General features: G+C 44.1%; 14 protein-coding genes. 12 read left to right on the plus strand and 2 right to left on the minus strand.

Going from position 1 to position 15,570, the window contains the following annotated elements; translation table 11 throughout:
* The first annotated feature begins 238 nt into the window (after nucleotides 1-238).
* The 3 genes from AC4PM4_RS01895 to AC4PM4_RS01905 are packed head-to-tail and all read left to right on the plus strand — an operon-like array spanning nucleotide 239 to nucleotide 3,752.
* Entirely contained in the window at nucleotides 239-1,162 is a 924-nt protein-coding gene (locus AC4PM4_RS01895) for an ABC transporter permease (protein WP_063563576.1), read from the plus strand.
* Nucleotides 1,163-1,202: 40 nt separating this feature from the next.
* Complete coding sequence (locus tag AC4PM4_RS01900) at nucleotides 1,203-2,099, plus strand: carbohydrate ABC transporter permease (protein WP_063563637.1); 897 nt, start codon at nucleotides 1,203-1,205, stop codon at nucleotides 2,097-2,099.
* A gap of 39 nt (nucleotides 2,100-2,138) precedes the next feature.
* The gene (locus AC4PM4_RS01905; RefSeq protein ID WP_090949649.1) at nucleotides 2,139-3,752 is read left to right on the plus strand and encodes a type 2 periplasmic-binding domain-containing protein; all 1,614 of its coding nucleotides are present in this window, start codon (nucleotides 2,139-2,141) and stop codon (nucleotides 3,750-3,752) included.
* Between the two features lie 81 nt (nucleotides 3,753-3,833).
* On the opposite strand, the gene AC4PM4_RS01910 is transcribed toward AC4PM4_RS01905, so the two are convergent.
* Complete coding sequence (locus AC4PM4_RS01910; RefSeq protein WP_063563578.1) at nucleotides 3,834-4,097, minus strand: hypothetical protein; 264 nt, start codon at nucleotides 4,095-4,097, stop codon at nucleotides 3,834-3,836.
* A 233-nt stretch (nucleotides 4,098-4,330) separates the two neighbouring features.
* On the opposite strand from AC4PM4_RS01910, the gene AC4PM4_RS01915 reads away from it, so the two are divergent.
* The 6 genes from AC4PM4_RS01915 to AC4PM4_RS01940 all read left to right on the plus strand — a co-directional run bounded on the left by AC4PM4_RS01915 (nucleotide 4,331) and on the right by AC4PM4_RS01940 (nucleotide 11,048).
* Nucleotides 4,331-6,367 carry a catalase gene (locus tag AC4PM4_RS01915; protein WP_491612591.1) on the plus strand — a complete coding sequence of 679 codons (2,037 nt, stop codon included), beginning with the start codon at nucleotides 4,331-4,333 and terminating at the stop codon, nucleotides 6,365-6,367.
* An 84-nt stretch (nucleotides 6,368-6,451) separates the two neighbouring features.
* Nucleotides 6,452-7,210, plus strand: a complete 759-nt coding sequence (locus tag AC4PM4_RS01920) for a TrmB family transcriptional regulator (RefSeq protein WP_064638684.1) — start codon at nucleotides 6,452-6,454, stop codon at nucleotides 7,208-7,210.
* Between the two features lie 106 nt (nucleotides 7,211-7,316).
* Nucleotides 7,317-8,480, plus strand: a complete 1,164-nt coding sequence (locus AC4PM4_RS01925; protein ID WP_491612593.1) for an MFS transporter — start codon at nucleotides 7,317-7,319, stop codon at nucleotides 8,478-8,480.
* Between the two features lie 241 nt (nucleotides 8,481-8,721).
* A complete protein-coding gene (locus AC4PM4_RS01930) occupies nucleotides 8,722-9,297 on the plus strand; it encodes a sugar O-acetyltransferase (protein WP_488730793.1) in 576 nt (191 codons plus the stop codon).
* Between the two features lie 41 nt (nucleotides 9,298-9,338).
* Entirely contained in the window at nucleotides 9,339-9,926 is a 588-nt protein-coding gene (locus AC4PM4_RS01935; protein ID WP_072732690.1) for a sugar O-acetyltransferase, read from the plus strand.
* 117 nt (nucleotides 9,927-10,043) lie between these two features.
* Nucleotides 10,044-11,048, plus strand: coding sequence for an ROK family protein (locus tag AC4PM4_RS01940; RefSeq protein ID WP_491612594.1), 1,005 nt, complete (start codon nucleotides 10,044-10,046; stop codon nucleotides 11,046-11,048).
* 129 nt (nucleotides 11,049-11,177) lie between these two features.
* Here AC4PM4_RS01940 and AC4PM4_RS01945 read toward each other — a convergent pair whose 3' ends face one another.
* Nucleotides 11,178-12,611 (minus strand): glycoside hydrolase family 1 protein, encoded by a 1,434-nt coding sequence (locus AC4PM4_RS01945; protein WP_072732692.1) that lies wholly within the window; start codon nucleotides 12,609-12,611, stop codon nucleotides 11,178-11,180.
* 166 nt (nucleotides 12,612-12,777) lie between these two features.
* Here AC4PM4_RS01945 and AC4PM4_RS01950 point away from each other — a divergent pair, with 166 nt between their 5' ends.
* From AC4PM4_RS01950 to AC4PM4_RS01960, 3 genes are all read left to right on the plus strand, one after another.
* Nucleotides 12,778-13,746, plus strand: a complete 969-nt coding sequence (locus AC4PM4_RS01950) for a LacI family DNA-binding transcriptional regulator (RefSeq protein WP_063563584.1) — start codon at nucleotides 12,778-12,780, stop codon at nucleotides 13,744-13,746.
* Nucleotides 13,747-13,827: 81 nt separating this feature from the next.
* Nucleotides 13,828-15,036 carry a macrolide family glycosyltransferase gene (locus tag AC4PM4_RS01955; RefSeq protein WP_090949654.1) on the plus strand — a complete coding sequence of 403 codons (1,209 nt, stop codon included), beginning with the start codon at nucleotides 13,828-13,830 and terminating at the stop codon, nucleotides 15,034-15,036.
* A gap of 176 nt (nucleotides 15,037-15,212) precedes the next feature.
* Nucleotides 15,213-15,506, plus strand: coding sequence for a DUF3817 domain-containing protein (locus tag AC4PM4_RS01960; protein ID WP_090806051.1), 294 nt, complete (start codon nucleotides 15,213-15,215; stop codon nucleotides 15,504-15,506).
* Nucleotides 15,507-15,570: the final 64 nt, after the last annotated feature.

The following is a 15,570-nucleotide window of genomic DNA, read 5'->3' on the forward strand; positions in this document are numbered from 1 at the left end:
GCATCTTTTGATTCATAAGTCCGGATTACACACACGAAAGTCTGGATAACGATATGATTTTTGCTTGTAAGCATCTTGGTTACTTGTAAAGTTCATTGATGGAACCATAGAAGTCCGAATAACGTCCTTAGCGGTCCGGTAAACCCAATGTGAAGCAGTTTATACTGAAGCTATTCCAGAGATGACAGGTCCTACGGGAGAGCAGCATCAGTATATTTACAGGAGGGAAGGAAGAACCATGAGGACCAATCCACTTTATATTGGAAGAACGTTGGAGAGAATCAGGCGAAACTGGGGCCTTTACGTTTTGCTTTTTCCAGCGGTTCTGTTGACACTTTTATTTGCCTACAAGCCGATGTACGGCGTATTAATCGCTTTTAAGGACTACAGTCCGGCGTTGGGAATCGGAGACAGCCCTTGGGCTGGATTCAAATACTTTGAGAAATTCTTTCATTCCTATCAATTTACCAATACGATACGTAACACACTTGTGATCAGTCTGTACAGCTTGGCTACTTTTCCGATCCCAATTATGCTTGCACTACTGGTGAACCAGATGAGAGCAGGAAGATTCAAGAGGCTTTTTCAGACAGTCTCCTATATGCCTCACTTTATTTCAACGGTAGTTATGGTTGGGTTGATGCTGATCCTGTTCTCGCCAAGTACAGGGCTCGTTGGCAATATGTATCAGCTGTTTGGAGCACAAGCACCGGACTTAATGGGTTCATCAGCTCTGTTCAGCAGTGTGTATGTATGGTCTGACGTGTGGCAGCATGTCGGTTGGGATAGCATTATCTATATTGCCGCGCTGTCTGCCGTAGACCCAAGCCTCTATGAAGCGGCCACAGTTGATGGGGCAAGTCGATGGCACAAGGTTCGTTATATTGATATTCCTATGCTGCTGCCGACTGCCATCACGCTGCTTATTCTGCGGGTAGGCGGATTACTGGGCGTAGGATTTGAGAAGGTGTATCTGATGCAGAATGACCTGAACATTCTCTCAAGTGAGATTCTGTCTACTTATGTATACAAAATCGGGTTACTGAGCAGCCAATACAGCTTCTCCTCAGCGATAAACCTGTTTAATACCGTCATTAATTTCATTTTGCTTATTCTGGTCAACCAGTTGTCCAAGAAATACAGTGAAAACAGTCTATGGTAGGGGGGAGACAAACAAGATGAGCGTTATGGAACCGGCAGCAATGACCAGAACTCCCCGTACAAAACGTCGACCACGTGTTACGGTTGCAGAAGTTGTACTGTATGCCTTTGCTGTTCTTTTTCTGATTGCTATCATTTATCCGATCTATTTTATTGTCATCGCCTCGTTCAGTGATCCTTCATCTGTGGCTAACGGACAGGTGTGGGTTTTCCCCAAAGGTTTCACGCTTGAAGGGTATAGGGAACTGCTGCGACACGAAAATATCTGGATCGGATATCGAAATACCATTCTGTATACGGTGGTGGGAACACTCTTCGGGCTTGTCGTTAATATTTCGGCGGCTTACGCATTATCGAGAAAAGATCTGGTCGGGCGCAAATTTTTCTCGCTGTTCTTTATCTTTACGATGTTCTTCAGCGGCGGCTTGATTCCAACCTTCCTGACGATCCGCGACTTCCATCTCTATAACACGTTCCTGGTGATGGTGCTTCCGTTCTCCGTCGTGGTTTTCGACATGATCGTCGCCCGGACATTTTTCCAGACCAGTATTCCGGGAGATTTATGGGAAGCTGCCCAGATCGATGGCTGTGGTAACCTGCGGTATTTTGTACTCATCGTATTGCCGCTGTCCAAAGCAATCATCGCAGTCCTTGGACTATGGATTGCTGTAGGGTATTGGAATTCATATTTTAATGCCCTGATTTATCTAAAAGATCCGAATCTGTATCCGCTGCAACTAATTTTACGTAATATCCTCATCACGAATCAGATGCAGTCCGGCATGGGTACAGGAGAAGCAGCACAAGTTGCCCTGCGTCTTGCCAATTTGATGAGGTATTCCGTTATTATCATCGCTACAATTCCGATCATGTGTGTGTATCCGTTCATCCAAAAGTATTTCAATCAGGGGGTGATGATCGGCGCAGTGAAGGAATAAGGTGGGTTGAAATTCATTACGAATCAAGGGGGTTCCCAAATGGGGAAAAAGATAGGCAAGAAGTTATTCACCAAAATGAACAGCCTGCTTCTCGTGTCGGCCATGTTGGTCAGCGTTGTTGGTTGTAGTAGTGGAAATAGTAGTGAACCTGCGGAGACTACGATTTCAAGTGATTTTAACAAGGAAGGTCTTCCGATTGTCAATAAACCGGTCACACTCAAGGTACTGACGGTTCGTTGGGGGAATATGGGCGACACCTTTACACAGAACCAATGGCTCAAGGATTTGGAGAAGGATTCCAATGTGAAAATTGAGTGGCAGGTCATGTCCTCTAATGACTGGGGGGAGCAGAAATCCATTATGCTTGCCAGTGGTACACTCCCGGACATTATCTTGGGTGACCAGGTGTTCAGCGATTCGGACATTGTAAACAACCTGAGCTATTTCCGTCCACTGGATGAGTATATTGACTCGTATATGCCCAACTTGAAGGCTGCTATGCAAGAGACGCCAGACATGAAGAAAATCAGTACGTTTCCTGATGGCAAAATCTATTCCATGCCAACAAGACTGCCTGCCCGTCCGAAGAGCCGGAATCAGCCTGTAATTAATAAGGCTTGGCTTGATAAGCTGGGGCTGAAAGCACCAACGACAACAGAAGAACTGTATCAAGTGTTGAAAGCGTTTAAGGAAAAAGATCCGAATGGAAATGGAAAACAGGACGAAATTCCGTACACGGAAACGGGTCTGAATGTGGATTTCCTCAATCCATTTGGAATCACTGACATTAATGCCAGCAGTATGATTGTGCAGGACGGTAAACCGGTCTTCTTCCCAACGACTGACGCCTATAAAGAAGCTCTTATTTATACACACAAGCTGTATTCAGAAGGGTTGATTGATCAGGAACTGTTCACACAAGACAATACAATGACATCAGCCAAATGGCAAAATGCAGACATTCCAATCGTCGGCTTCAGCAACCAATGGACGCCCGATGCAGTATTTGGCAAGTGGAGCGACGAATATGAAGCGATTGCGCCTATTGCCGGACCTGATGGCAAACGTTATCAACCAGGTGATCCGGGCGGTATGAATCTGGCCCGTAATGAACTGCTCATTACAAGTTCATGTACTGTTCCAGAAGTAGCGGCACGCTGGGCTGATCAGTTCTATTCCAATGAAGCCAGCATTCAGAATTTCTGGGGTGCGATTGGAACTGTAATCAAGAAAAATGATGATGGCACATATACGCTGATGGACCCGCCAGCAGGCACTAGCGCCGATGCTTGGTACTGGGATCAATCCCTGCGTGATTTCGGACCCAAATATGTAAGCCCTTCCTTTGAAGAAAAAATTAAGCTTAATCCGAAGGCTGGTGACGGACTCAAGCTGCAAATTGATCAGTTGGGCAGTGCAGATGTAACGACACCTTATCCGAAGGTTATGTACAATGCTGAAGAGTTCCAGGAGCTGCCAACGCTGACAACGGATATTGACGGTTATGTAGCGACGATGCGAGCTCAGTGGGTAACCAAAGGCGGCATCGAAGACGGCTGGGATGCTTATATCAAAAAGTTGAATGATATGGGACTTGAACAGTTACTGACCATCCGTAATGATGCCTTCGAACGTTATATGAACGTCAAATAGAGTGGAGTTCAGTCACATCATTCATTGATTAAATAACAAACAGGTGCACTTCCTTATTGAAGGAGACACCTGTTTGTTCGTTTAAGATCTGCGTTTCAACAATAAAACGCCACTGATGCTCGATGTTTTTTTGCTATACACCACTTTAAAACCAATATCATTGTCCAGCAAACAGTTTAAGGCATTAATCAGCAATGCACCACGCACCAGTGTGAAGGTACAAGGGGATGTGTTCCCGATCACACGTACACTTCTGATTCGGCGTGCAGAACCGGGAACGAGCGGATTTCTGGACCAGTAGATCAATACCAAATCCGGTTGTGGAACAGCTTTTACACTAGCCATCCTCATCATCTCTTTTCTATTAGATTCTTTATAGTAAATGAAAAGGGAATGAGGAAGGTGTTAGACAATGGACGCGATATTTCATAAATGGACAATCGCCAGCTATGCCTCATGGCAAAGCTCATGTTATCCGTATTTGTAATTCACACACATGATTCGGACCAAAGTATGGTGTATCAGTCAATCATAAGTGTACTTCCAGTCCCATACATATAATGCTGGAGGTGATTGGAATGAGCAAGGAACCCATGGATGAGAACAAAAAGATAGAACAGCGAAATGCCTTTCTTCGGGATAATAACGGAAAAGAGATGTCTTCCAACGAAGGGGTTAAAATATCGGATGATAGCAACTCGCTAAAAGCGGGGGATCGCGGACCCACGCTGCTTGAAGATTTTCTGATGCGTGAGAAATTGTCTCACTTTGACCGGGAACGCATTCCGGAGAGAGTTGTGCATGCCCGGGGATATGGAGCCTACGGTGAATTTGAGTTATATGAGTCACTTGAAGAGTTAACGATGGCACATTTTCTTCAGGATACCGGTGTGAAGACACCGCTATTCGTTCGTTTTTCCGAGGTTGCAGGCTCCAAAGGAGTGAACGAAACGAATCGGGATGTGCGTGGGTTTTCAGTAAAGTTTTATACCGAAGAAGGCAACTTTGATCTGGTCGGCAATAATATTCCGATCTTCTTCATTCAGGATGGGATCAAGTTCCCGGATTTGATTCATGCACTGAAGCCGGAACCCAATAATGAAATTCCACAAGGCTCCACTGCGCACGATACCTTCTGGGACTTTATCGCGAATAATCAGGAGTCGGCAGCGATGGTCATGTGGATTATGTCTGATCGCACGATACCACGAAGCTTTCGAATGATGCAGGGATTTGGAGTACATACCTTCCGGCTGGTGAACAAAGAAGGCAAATCCAGATTCGTAAAATTTCATTGGCGGCCTGTACTTGGCATGCATTCTTTTGTGTGGGATGAGGCGCAGAAGCTGGGCGGGGCGGACCCGGATTTTCATCGCAGGGACCTGTGGGAGAATATCAATGCAGGTAACTTTGCTGAGTTCGAACTTGGAATACAGGTGCTGGAGGAAGCGGATGAATTCAAGTTTGATTTTGATATTTTGGATGCAACGAAATTATGGCCTGAAGAAGACATTCCGGTACGAATCATTGGCAAAATGACGATTAACCAAAATGTCGAGAATGTATTTGCGGAAACGGAACAGTCGGCTTTCCATCCTGGCAACATTGTACGTGGCATTGATTTCAGCAATGATCCACTGCTTCAAGGCCGGCTATTCTCGTATACGGATACACAATTGGCAAGGGTTGGCACGAATTATCAGGAATTGCCGATCAATCGTCCTGTATGCCCTATACATAACAACCAGAGAGACGGCGCTTCCCGATTTACTATTGATCGGGGGAGAGTCGCCTATCACGATAACTCTCTTGCCAATAATTCTCCCTATACTGTGCCCGGTACAAAAGGTGGGTTTGTAACCTATCCTTCCACGGTGCAAGGTCTCAAGGAACGGAAAACGGCACCTAGTTTCCTGGATCATTTCTCGCAGGCACGTTTATTCTGGAACAGCATGACAGGCGTGGAGAGGAGTCATATCATTCAGGCGCTCACGTTTGAACTTGGGAAAGTAAAGGACGTTTCAATTCGTCAACAGGTCGTTGATATGTTAGGGAATATCAGCACAGAGCTGGCGACCATTCTGGCCCACGAGCTTGGAGTCGCTGTACCGAACGTTCCCGAATCTTCAGTGACAAAATCCTCCCCTGCGTTAAGTATGGCCAATACTGTGTTTTCTCCCAAAACGCTGCGCGTCGGGGTGATTGTCGGTGAAGGATTTGATGGTCCCAGCACACAATACATTTTGGATGAGTTTAAGAGCGCGGGACTTCGTCCAGTCATTGTTCATGAAAGACAAGGTGTGGTCCATGGAACGAGCGGTGTGGAGTTGAAAGTGGACGACAGCTTTTTGACCGGATCACCTTTGGTATATGATGGGTTATTCATTGTTGGAGGACAGAAGGAAGATGATTATTTTCAGAAATACACCCGATCCTATGCCATTGAAACGTACAATCATTTTAAACCGATAGGAGCTACACCGACGGGGGCGGCCCTGATTCAGCCAGTCGGCATTATCGGCAAACCTGGTGTCATTGTGGAACAGCAACCTACAGCTTTTGCAGAACAATTCATTCAAGCCATGACCCAACAACGCTTTTGGGATCGAACGTAATTAGGTGGGATAAACTGGACATGGGAAGTTCAGGAGTCTAAACTGTATAGAACGATACAAACAAGAAGGAGCCCGAATCGAACCATGTTGCAGAAATTCGGTTTTACACAATATGAAAGTCAGGTATATGAGGCCATATTTGCGCAGGATGCACCGCTCGATGCCACATCCATTGTTAATTACTCCAATGTACCCAAGGCTAAGATATACGAAGTGCTTAATCGGCTTATTGATAAGGGAATCGTCCTAACAACTATGCATGGGAAGAAAAAATTGTACATGGCGGTTGATCTTCAGTCCATTATTCTCAAAATTAGGGCTGACTTTGAGAAGGATATTGAGGAATTAAAGACATATAAAATCAAACGTACATTCACAGATGAACATATCTGGACATTGAAGGATGCATCATCCATTGCATCGAACATTGAACAGCTCATTGAGGAAGCGGATTCGTATATCCTTTTTCTGGCCTGGAACGAACAAATGGAGAAATACCGGGAGCTTCTGGAGAGAAAAGAGGCAGAAGGGGTACATGTAGAGGTCTTGGCTGTAGGAGGACTGCAAACGTCTCTAACCCATAAATATTCGTTAATTCCGATGCTTGAGGACAGTAATCTTGAGCCCTCGCAGCTAATCATTGTTGACCATGGCTATCTCTTGTTTGCAGGTATCGAGCATGATTCATGGAAGGCCATCAAGACAACATCCAAACCGATTGTTAAAGCAATGACGGATTATTTCTATCATGACGTCGCTCTTACTCAAATTACCAAAAAATATGGTGACCAGCTGCTTCAGGACGAAGAAATCGCACGTCTGCTGGCGCGATTAATTTATTAAAACGATGGTTCCAAAGCTATTCTTTCGGAGAATAGCTTTTTTTGTATTGAAATCTTCTCTTGATTAAGTTACTATCGTAGTTGTAACTTTCGAGGAGGCTTCAAAAATGAATAAAAAAGTATATGTCCTGGCAATCGCGGCATTTGTGGTTGGTACCGTTGAACTCATTTTAGGCGGGATTCTGGACTTGATTGCAACAGATCTTCATCTGACCTTGGCCAAAGCCGGGTATTTAATTTCCATCTTCTCACTTGTCTATGCGTTATCTGCGCCAATTTTGTTAAATATGACGGCCAGATTCGAACGTAAAAAAGTATATATGTGCACTTTATTCGTTTTTCTAATCAGCAATCTCATCTCTGCGTTCAGTGCTAATTTCTATATTCTTTTGGCAGGCAGAGCATTGGGGGCTGCAACGGGCTCGCTGATTTTTGTCCTGTCTTTGACGCTCGCAGCTCGTATTGTGGAGCCCCAATATAAAGGGCGTGCTGTGGGAATAATCACGATGGGAGGAAGTGCATCACTGATTCTGGGTGTACCTCTCGGAATCTTTGTGGGTAATATCGCTGGATGGCGTGAAGTGTTTATTTTGATCGCGATTTTGACTGCAGTAGTCATGGTTGCCATTGGCATTGCCATGGACCGTGTGCAGCCGATTCCGGCAGTATCCCTGAAGAAGCAGCTTACTGCTCTATGGAATCCGAAAATGCTGGCAATCCATGTTACAACATTGCTTGTGCTTGCAGGACACTTGACGTTATATGCTTATTTCACACCATTTCTCCAGGAAGCGCTGGGAGCCAGCTCAACAATGGTCACCTTTATCTATATGATGTTTGGTATCGCTGCTGTAGCAGGCGGCGGCATCGGCGGCATCTTATCAGATCGCTTGCATCCAGCCAAAGCCATTATCATCGTGCTGATACCCTTTATTATAAGCATGGCGGTTATTCCGTTTAGTACCGGGTTGCCTTTAATTGCTTTCCTGATTCTGCTAAGTATCTGGAGTGCGCTAAGCTGGACCGTTACCCCGGTACAGAATAGTCTGATTATCAAAACCTCACCGGCAACGGCTGAAACGTTAATTAGCACCAATTCAGGAATTGCACATGCTGGTATTGCTCTGGGAACCTATATAGGTGGGATGGTTATCGATCATTCGTCCATTATGTATACAGGATGGGTGGGATCGGTTCTGATCCTGCTTGGTCTGGTGTCGGCCGTTTACGCAATTAGTCGCAAGGAGCAAACTGTTCAGGCGGCTGGATAATGTGTTGATTTAAAAGTTGTCTTTGCAAACTGCTATATATTTTTTTACTTCAGCAAACCTCTGCGATCCAATAATTATTGGATCGCAGAGGTTTTTTTAATAACATTAGGCATAATACCTCTATATTCAATTTGCAAAGAAACTTGATTTATTTAACTTATCCCATATAATTATTATAGCTTTATAAAGTATCTTAATTTAACAGTTCGAATATTAATATAGACGTAAAGGGGAAACAATCATGAGCAATATCACAACAAAATCAGAAAAACAAAAGATGATCGATGGTGAGCTGTACTTGGCTTCCGATCCCCAATTGTCTGAAGACAGGGAACATGCTAGAAAAATGACACGCATGTACAATCAGACTACAGAAACAGATGGTGAGCTCCGTACAAAAGTATTGAAAGAGCTATTGGGTTCAACGGGTGAACACCTGAGCATGGAACCGAACATTCATTTTGACTATGGATACAACATTCATGTTGGAGAGCATTTCTATACCAACTTTAACTGTACGATACTTGACGTATGTGAAGTGCGCATTGGGGATAACTGTTTAATGGGACCTGATGTTCACATATATACTGCTACCCATCCCTTGAATCCATTCGAACGGATAACAGGTGCAGAGTATGGTAAGCCAGTAACCATAGGAAATAATGTATGGATCGGAGGCAGGGCAGTCATTAATCCAGGGGTCACCATTGGGGACAATGTCGTTATTGCTTCCGGTGCCGTAGTCACAAAAGATGTTCCGGACAATATGATTGTTGGTGGAAATCCTGCTAGAATCATTAGAGAGATAGAGCTTTAATCTATTCATTTTGGACAGAAGAGTTGGAGGCATAAGAATTCATGACTGAAAAAGAGAAATCACAACTGGGACTACTGTATAATGCGAATTACGACAAAGAATTAATTGATGAGCGGTTGTACGCGAAGGGACTTTGTTACGAGTACAATCAGCTTCATCCAGGTAAGATCACTGAGAGAGAAGTATTGATCAAAAAGTTGCTTGGAAAAACGACGGATCGTTTCCTGATCGAGCAGCCATTTGTATGTGACTACGGCTATAACATTGAAATTGGCGAGAACTTTTATAGCAATCATAATATAGTTATGCTGGATGGAGCTAAAATCCGGTTTGGTGACAACGTTTTTGTTGCACCGAATTGTGGATTCTACACTGCTGGTCATCCTTATGATGTGGAACAACGTAACGAAGGGCTTGAAATTGTAGGTCCCATCACAGTGGGCAATAATGTATGGATTGGTGGCGGCGTGACTGTGCTTGCGGGTGTGACCATTGGAGATAACACAATCATCGGTGCAGGAAGTGTAGTTACCAGAGACATTCCTTCGGATGTAATTGCTGCGGGTAATCCATGCAGAGTTATTCGCAAAATAACGGAAGCAGACAAAACGAAGTATAGAAGAAGCTAACACAAATGTATACGAACCCTCAGAATGCCCGATGTTTTTTCATCGGGTGTTTTTAAACCCTTTGGAGATATTGTATAGTTACTACATTGGAGAAGAAACTATGGAGTAGGGGTGCTTATGAAAATAGCGAACGCGTATTTGATGAAAGAAATTAATATAAACCATGTACGCCAGGTCATGAAACGGGTAGAAACAGCAACCAAGCCACAACTGGCCTCTTTGACCAAGCTCAGTGTAGTAACCGTCAATTCACTGGTCAAAGAGTTGTGTGAACTGGGTGAACTGTTTGAGGACGAGACAGTACCTTCCAACGGGGGGAGACCTGCATTAACCTACAGATATAATTACGATTTTAGCTTGGCTTTGGTCATGTATATCAACGAAAAGCAGGGGCAGGATCTGATCACAGCCACTGTCATTAACTTAGAGGATAACATGGTGTTCAGAGAAGAATATACGATGCCCGCCTTTGACCAGACACACTTCTATGAAATCATTGGGAACGTACTGGCTCAACATGCTTCCATTAAAGTCATCGGTATCGGTATTCCGGGGCAAACCGTGAACGGAGAAATTACGGTGAGCAGTCACCGGCAGTTAGAAGGTGTCCGCATGATTGAAGATCTTGAAGCACAGTTCGGATTACCAGTCATGGTGGAAAATGATGTGAACGCTGCAATTAGCGGATATTGCGCAAAAAGAGAGTTAGACGAGGATCAGTGTGTCATCGGAATTTATTTTCCAACCAAATATCCTCCAGGCATGGGCATTTATGTGGACGGTAAAGTGATCAAAGGAAAACGTGGCATGGCCGGGGAAGTCAAATACCTTCCTATGGGAATTGATTGGTATGATACAGTGGAAAAGGAAGCGTTTATTGCAACGGTATGCAAAATGATTCAAATGGTAAATGCGATTCTTGCTCCAGACCAGGTGGTGATTTACCAGAAGATGGTTGAAGAAGATGCAGTGGTTCAAGCGTGGCAAATGTATCAAGGCGATCTGTCGATGCCATCTTATCCTGACATCATTCTGATCGATTCCTTCCAGGAAGACTTTGAAGCAGGGATGAGATGGTTAACGTTGAAATCGTTGGAACCGGACCTGGTCCAATTCAACTGAAGACGGGACTCCCATATTAATAAAAATCCCTCAGCAGAAAACAATACATCATCACATCGTATACCAATGTATGTCCTTGTTTTCTGCTGGGGGAGAGCAGGAATGTACCTGCTCCAGGTGTATCCATTCTTAGCGTTTCAGGCTTTTGCCATTACTGCCGATGACATCTTTGTACCAGTGGAACGACTTTTTGCGATACCGTTCGAGTGTTCCTGAACCATCGTCATGGCGATCAACATAGATATAACCATAACGCTTTTTCAATTGTGCTGACGAAGCACTGACCACATCAATACATCCCCAGGACGTATAACCCATAACTTCAACGCCGTCTTCAATGGCTTCCCCGACCTGAACAAGATGATCATTCAAGTACTGAATGCGATAGTCATCTTCAACTGTCTTTTCACCATCAGATCCGGTAATAAGCTCGTCCACAGCGCCCAACCCATTTTCCACAATAAAGAGTGGTTTCTGATAACGGTCATAGAACATATTCAAAACATAACGCAGTCCTTGCGGATCGATCTGCCATCCCCATTCACTTGCAGGCAAGTAAGGGTTAGGTATACCTCCAAGCAGGTTACCTTCACCTGCGACTTGTTTATCCGGATCAGCCGTTTGGCAGATACTCATGTAATAGCTGAAAGAAATGAAGTCGACGGTATGGAGCAACATGTCTTCGTCGCCATCTTCCATCTGAATCTGGATTCCATTTTCACGGAAGTAACGTTTCATGTATCCAGGATAGCGGCCTCTCACATGTACATCTCCGAAGAAATAATTGCTGTGTTCGAATTCCATCACTTTAATCATGTCATCGGGATTCGGTGTTAGTGGATAGGTCGGCATACTGAGCATCATACAACCAATCTGTGCAGTTGGAATGATCTCATGACAGAGTTTCACAGCAGAAGCGCTGGCTACAAACTCATGGTGTATTGCCTGATAAAGATCCTGCTTGCTCAATTTCTCTTTTGGTGTGTAGATCCCACCGCTCATGAATGGTGCTTCCAGAATCGAATTGATTTCGTTGAACGTGAGCCAATATTTCACTTTATTTTGATAACGTTTAAATACAGCAGTCACATAACGCTCGTAGAAGCCGACCATCTTCCGATTAACCCAGCCATCATATTCCTTGGAGAGATGGAGAGGTGTCTCGTAGTGGGAAAGGGTGACCAGTGGTTCGATTCCGTATTTAAGACACTCGTCAAAGAGATCATCATAGAATTGAAGGCCTTCTTCATTGGGTTCCAGCTCATCGCCTTTAGGGAAAATACGGGACCAGGCGATGGAAGTACGGAATACCTTGAATCCCATCTCAGCGAACAGCTTCACGTCTTCTTTATAACGGTGATAGAGGTCAATCCCGATCAGTTTCATGTTATCTTCAGTCGGTTCTTCAGTAATGGGACCCATGATACCTTTGGGAGCCACATCCTGAGTGGACAAACCTTTGCCACCTAGATTATATGCACCTTCAGCCTGGTTGGCGGCAATCGCACCACCCCACAGAAAGTTTTCAGGGAAATGAAATGATGGATGTTGAGAATGAGTCATGTGTATCGCTCCAATCGTTATGAATTCGTTGTGAATATTACATACAGCAGCACTGCATAAAAAAAGCTTAATCGTTGGAACGGGTTACACGTCAAGTTTTACTTTTTATTTATTTTGAGGCAAACTGTAAATCATCATAGAAAGTCAGCAAGAAAGGAGACTTCATGTGTCCAAGTTCGATGAAATTATGAAGCTGTCCGGCTACTCGAAGGCCACGGTGTCCAGAGTAATTAATCATTCACCACATGTGAGTGACGAGGCCCGGCAGAAAATAACGCAAATCATGAAACAGCTCAACTATATCCCGAACCGAAATGCCGTTTCGTTATCTACCGGACAGACCAAGCAAATTGGAATTGTCACATCCGCAACCAACGAAATTATTATTACGTTCATGAATCAATTCATTGATACAGCGATGGATTATGGATTCCAGACCCTGATCTATACTTCGCGTGGAGATAAAGAGATTGAATTGCAGGCGTTCGAGGATCTGCGGAGTAAACGAGTAGATGGACTGGTGATTATGACCTGTGTCAATCATCCAGACAAACTGAAAGCCTACTGCGAGTATGGTCCGATTGTATCTTGGCAGCGGATGGGAGATGACGAAATTCCGTCAGTGGCTATGGACCAGGCGCAAGGCTACAGGCTAGCTCTTGAACATCTGGTGTCCAAAGGCTATACCCGCATTGCCAATGCCTTTGGCAGAGCAGAAAGCCTGAATACTCAGAGTCGGCGGGAAGCCTATGAATCATTTATGGCAGATAAGGGTCTGCCTGTATTGCGTGAAGCTTATCAATATTCCGTGTTCAGCTCATCTGACGGAGAAGAGGCGATGCGAAGAATGGCAAGTGGGCCAGAACTTCCTCAAGCGGTGTTATGTTCGAATGATTATGCAGCAATTGGAATCTGGTCCGAAGCACGCAAACAGAATATACAAGTTCCTGAACAACTTGCTATTGTTGGTTTCGATGACATTGAGTTGTCGCGTGTGCTTGGAATAACAACCATACATAATCCAATTGCAGAACAAGCTACGCAGGCCTTTCATCGATTATGGGCCGTCCTTGGCAAGCAGGAGCTACAGCCTCAGCAATTGGAATTTCAACTGATAGAACGTGCAACCACCTAAATTTTTTTGGGGAAAAGCACATCATTGCATACGAATTCTTACACCTTTTAGAGAACGTAGCATAGCAAAGGAGGGATCGTTATGGCACGTGTTTTATTTATTAACGGTGGATCAGAGGGTCATGTCAATCCAACAATTGGCGTCGTGCAAGAGCTTATTTCACGCGGGGAAGAGGTCGTGTACTTCACTATAGAAGCTTATCGGGAACGTATGGAAAAGACGGGGGCTATAGTCCGAACCTTTGACGGTCAAAAATTCATTAAAGCCTTTGTCTCAGGTGGCAGAGATTATGTGCTCGAGCGAGTCAACGGTCTTTTACTTACGGCAGATATCGTCATTCCGAGCGTGCTTGAACAGATTAAGGGTGAACATTTTGACTACATCATCCATGATTCCATGTTTGGCTGCGGACGTTTACTTGCGCAAATTCTGAAGCTGCCTGCAATTAATTCATGCACTTCTTTTGCGCAGAATGAAGAATCTTTCGATCATTTGATGCAACACTTTTTCTTAAATGTTCCTACCGAAATCGCCCAACCTATAAACGATACATTCCATAGCCTGACGATCAGGTTACAGGAAAAATATGATGTGGAGATTGCTTCTCCCTACGAAGTGTTTTGCAATCCCGCGCCGCTTACCATCGTATATACAACAAGGGAATTTCAGCCTTATGGAGATGCATTCGACCACACGTATCATTTTGTAGGTCCGTCCATCTTCTCGCGATTAACGCATGAAGACTTCGACCTGACAGCAATTAAAGGGAAAAGACCTATTTACATTTCACTGGGTACAATTTTTAACCAAGCTCTTGATTTCTATAAGCTTTGCTTGGAAGCATTGGGGAATACCGATCATACAATCGTCATGTCTGTAGGGGATAGAACACAAATTACGGATCTGGGAGAAATTCCGGGGAATTTTATGGTTAAACGTTATGTTCCACAAATGGATGTATTGCAGTCCGCTAAATTATTTATTACACATGGCGGGATGAACAGTACCAATGAAGGTTTATATTATGGGGTTCCCCTCATTATACTCCCTCAAAGCGCCGATCAGCCGATCATCGCTGAGCAGGTTGTTAGTAGAGGAGCAGGTATCAGCTTACAAATGCAAACCTTGACTGCCAGTCAGCTGCGTGAAGCTGTGGATCATGTGTTGAGCGTTCCTTCTTTTGAGAAAGCTGCTGCGAATTTGAGGGAATCCTTTCGAAAATCAGGCGGATATCATTATGCTGTTGATGCGATTTTTGAATTTAAAACTCAACATTTCATTCACGGATAGTTCAGTCATTAATTATTCAAAATTGAAGCATTTCCGGACCTGAACCATGCGGTATACTGAACAAGACGTTTCAAGAGAAGCTGCATTATTATAGATGATGTGGCTTCAAGTTGAAACATGTTTTAACAAGTTACACATTTCACAAACTAGCCGCTGGAAAGGTGAGATTGAACAGGATGAAGACAGTGACGGGTCGATTTAGAATTGCAGGCATTTGGGAAGGTATATCATTGCTGCTGTTGATTTTTATAGCCATGCCGCTAAAATATTTAGCCGATATGTCTTCCCCAGTAATGATTATGGGTATGATTCACGGTATTCTTTTTCCGCTATATCTGATTACACTTGTGCATTTGGCAGTTGTGAAGAAGTGGAAAGCTTCACGCTGGTTCATGGGATTGGTAGCAGGCTTATTGCCTTTTGGAACATTTGTATTCGAATCCTATCTTCGCAAGAGGGATTGGAAGTAAAGATTGCTGAAAAGAACAATGACAATGACAGCAGGCGACCAACCCGGATGTTATCCGAACTGGC

This window comes from Paenibacillus sp. MDV22-iso6 (assembly GCF_058408365.1).

Excerpts from the sequence above, each read along its gene's own strand:
- AC4PM4_RS01895 (WP_063563576.1), top strand. The coding sequence starts at position 239 with ATGAGGACCAATCCACTTTATATTGGAAGAACGTTGGAGAGAATCAGG.
- AC4PM4_RS01900 (WP_063563637.1), top strand. The coding sequence starts at position 1,203 with ATGACCAGAACTCCCCGTACAAAACGTCGACCACGTGTTACGGTTGCA.
- AC4PM4_RS01905 (WP_090949649.1), top strand. The coding sequence starts at position 2,139 with ATGGGGAAAAAGATAGGCAAGAAGTTATTCACCAAAATGAACAGCCTG.
- AC4PM4_RS01910 (WP_063563578.1), bottom strand. The coding sequence starts at position 4,097 with ATGGCTAGTGTAAAAGCTGTTCCACAACCGGATTTGGTATTGATCTAC.
- AC4PM4_RS01915 (WP_491612591.1), top strand. The coding sequence starts at position 4,331 with ATGAGCAAGGAACCCATGGATGAGAACAAAAAGATAGAACAGCGAAAT.
- AC4PM4_RS01920 (WP_064638684.1), top strand. The coding sequence starts at position 6,452 with ATGTTGCAGAAATTCGGTTTTACACAATATGAAAGTCAGGTATATGAG.
- AC4PM4_RS01925 (WP_491612593.1), top strand. The coding sequence starts at position 7,317 with ATGAATAAAAAAGTATATGTCCTGGCAATCGCGGCATTTGTGGTTGGT.
- AC4PM4_RS01930 (WP_488730793.1), top strand. The coding sequence starts at position 8,722 with ATGAGCAATATCACAACAAAATCAGAAAAACAAAAGATGATCGATGGT.
- AC4PM4_RS01935 (WP_072732690.1), top strand. The coding sequence starts at position 9,339 with ATGACTGAAAAAGAGAAATCACAACTGGGACTACTGTATAATGCGAAT.
- AC4PM4_RS01940 (WP_491612594.1), top strand. The coding sequence starts at position 10,044 with ATGAAAATAGCGAACGCGTATTTGATGAAAGAAATTAATATAAACCAT.
- AC4PM4_RS01945 (WP_072732692.1), bottom strand. The coding sequence starts at position 12,611 with ATGACTCATTCTCAACATCCATCATTTCATTTCCCTGAAAACTTTCTG.
- AC4PM4_RS01955 (WP_090949654.1), top strand. The coding sequence starts at position 13,828 with ATGGCACGTGTTTTATTTATTAACGGTGGATCAGAGGGTCATGTCAAT.
- AC4PM4_RS01960 (WP_090806051.1), top strand. The coding sequence starts at position 15,213 with ATGAAGACAGTGACGGGTCGATTTAGAATTGCAGGCATTTGGGAAGGT.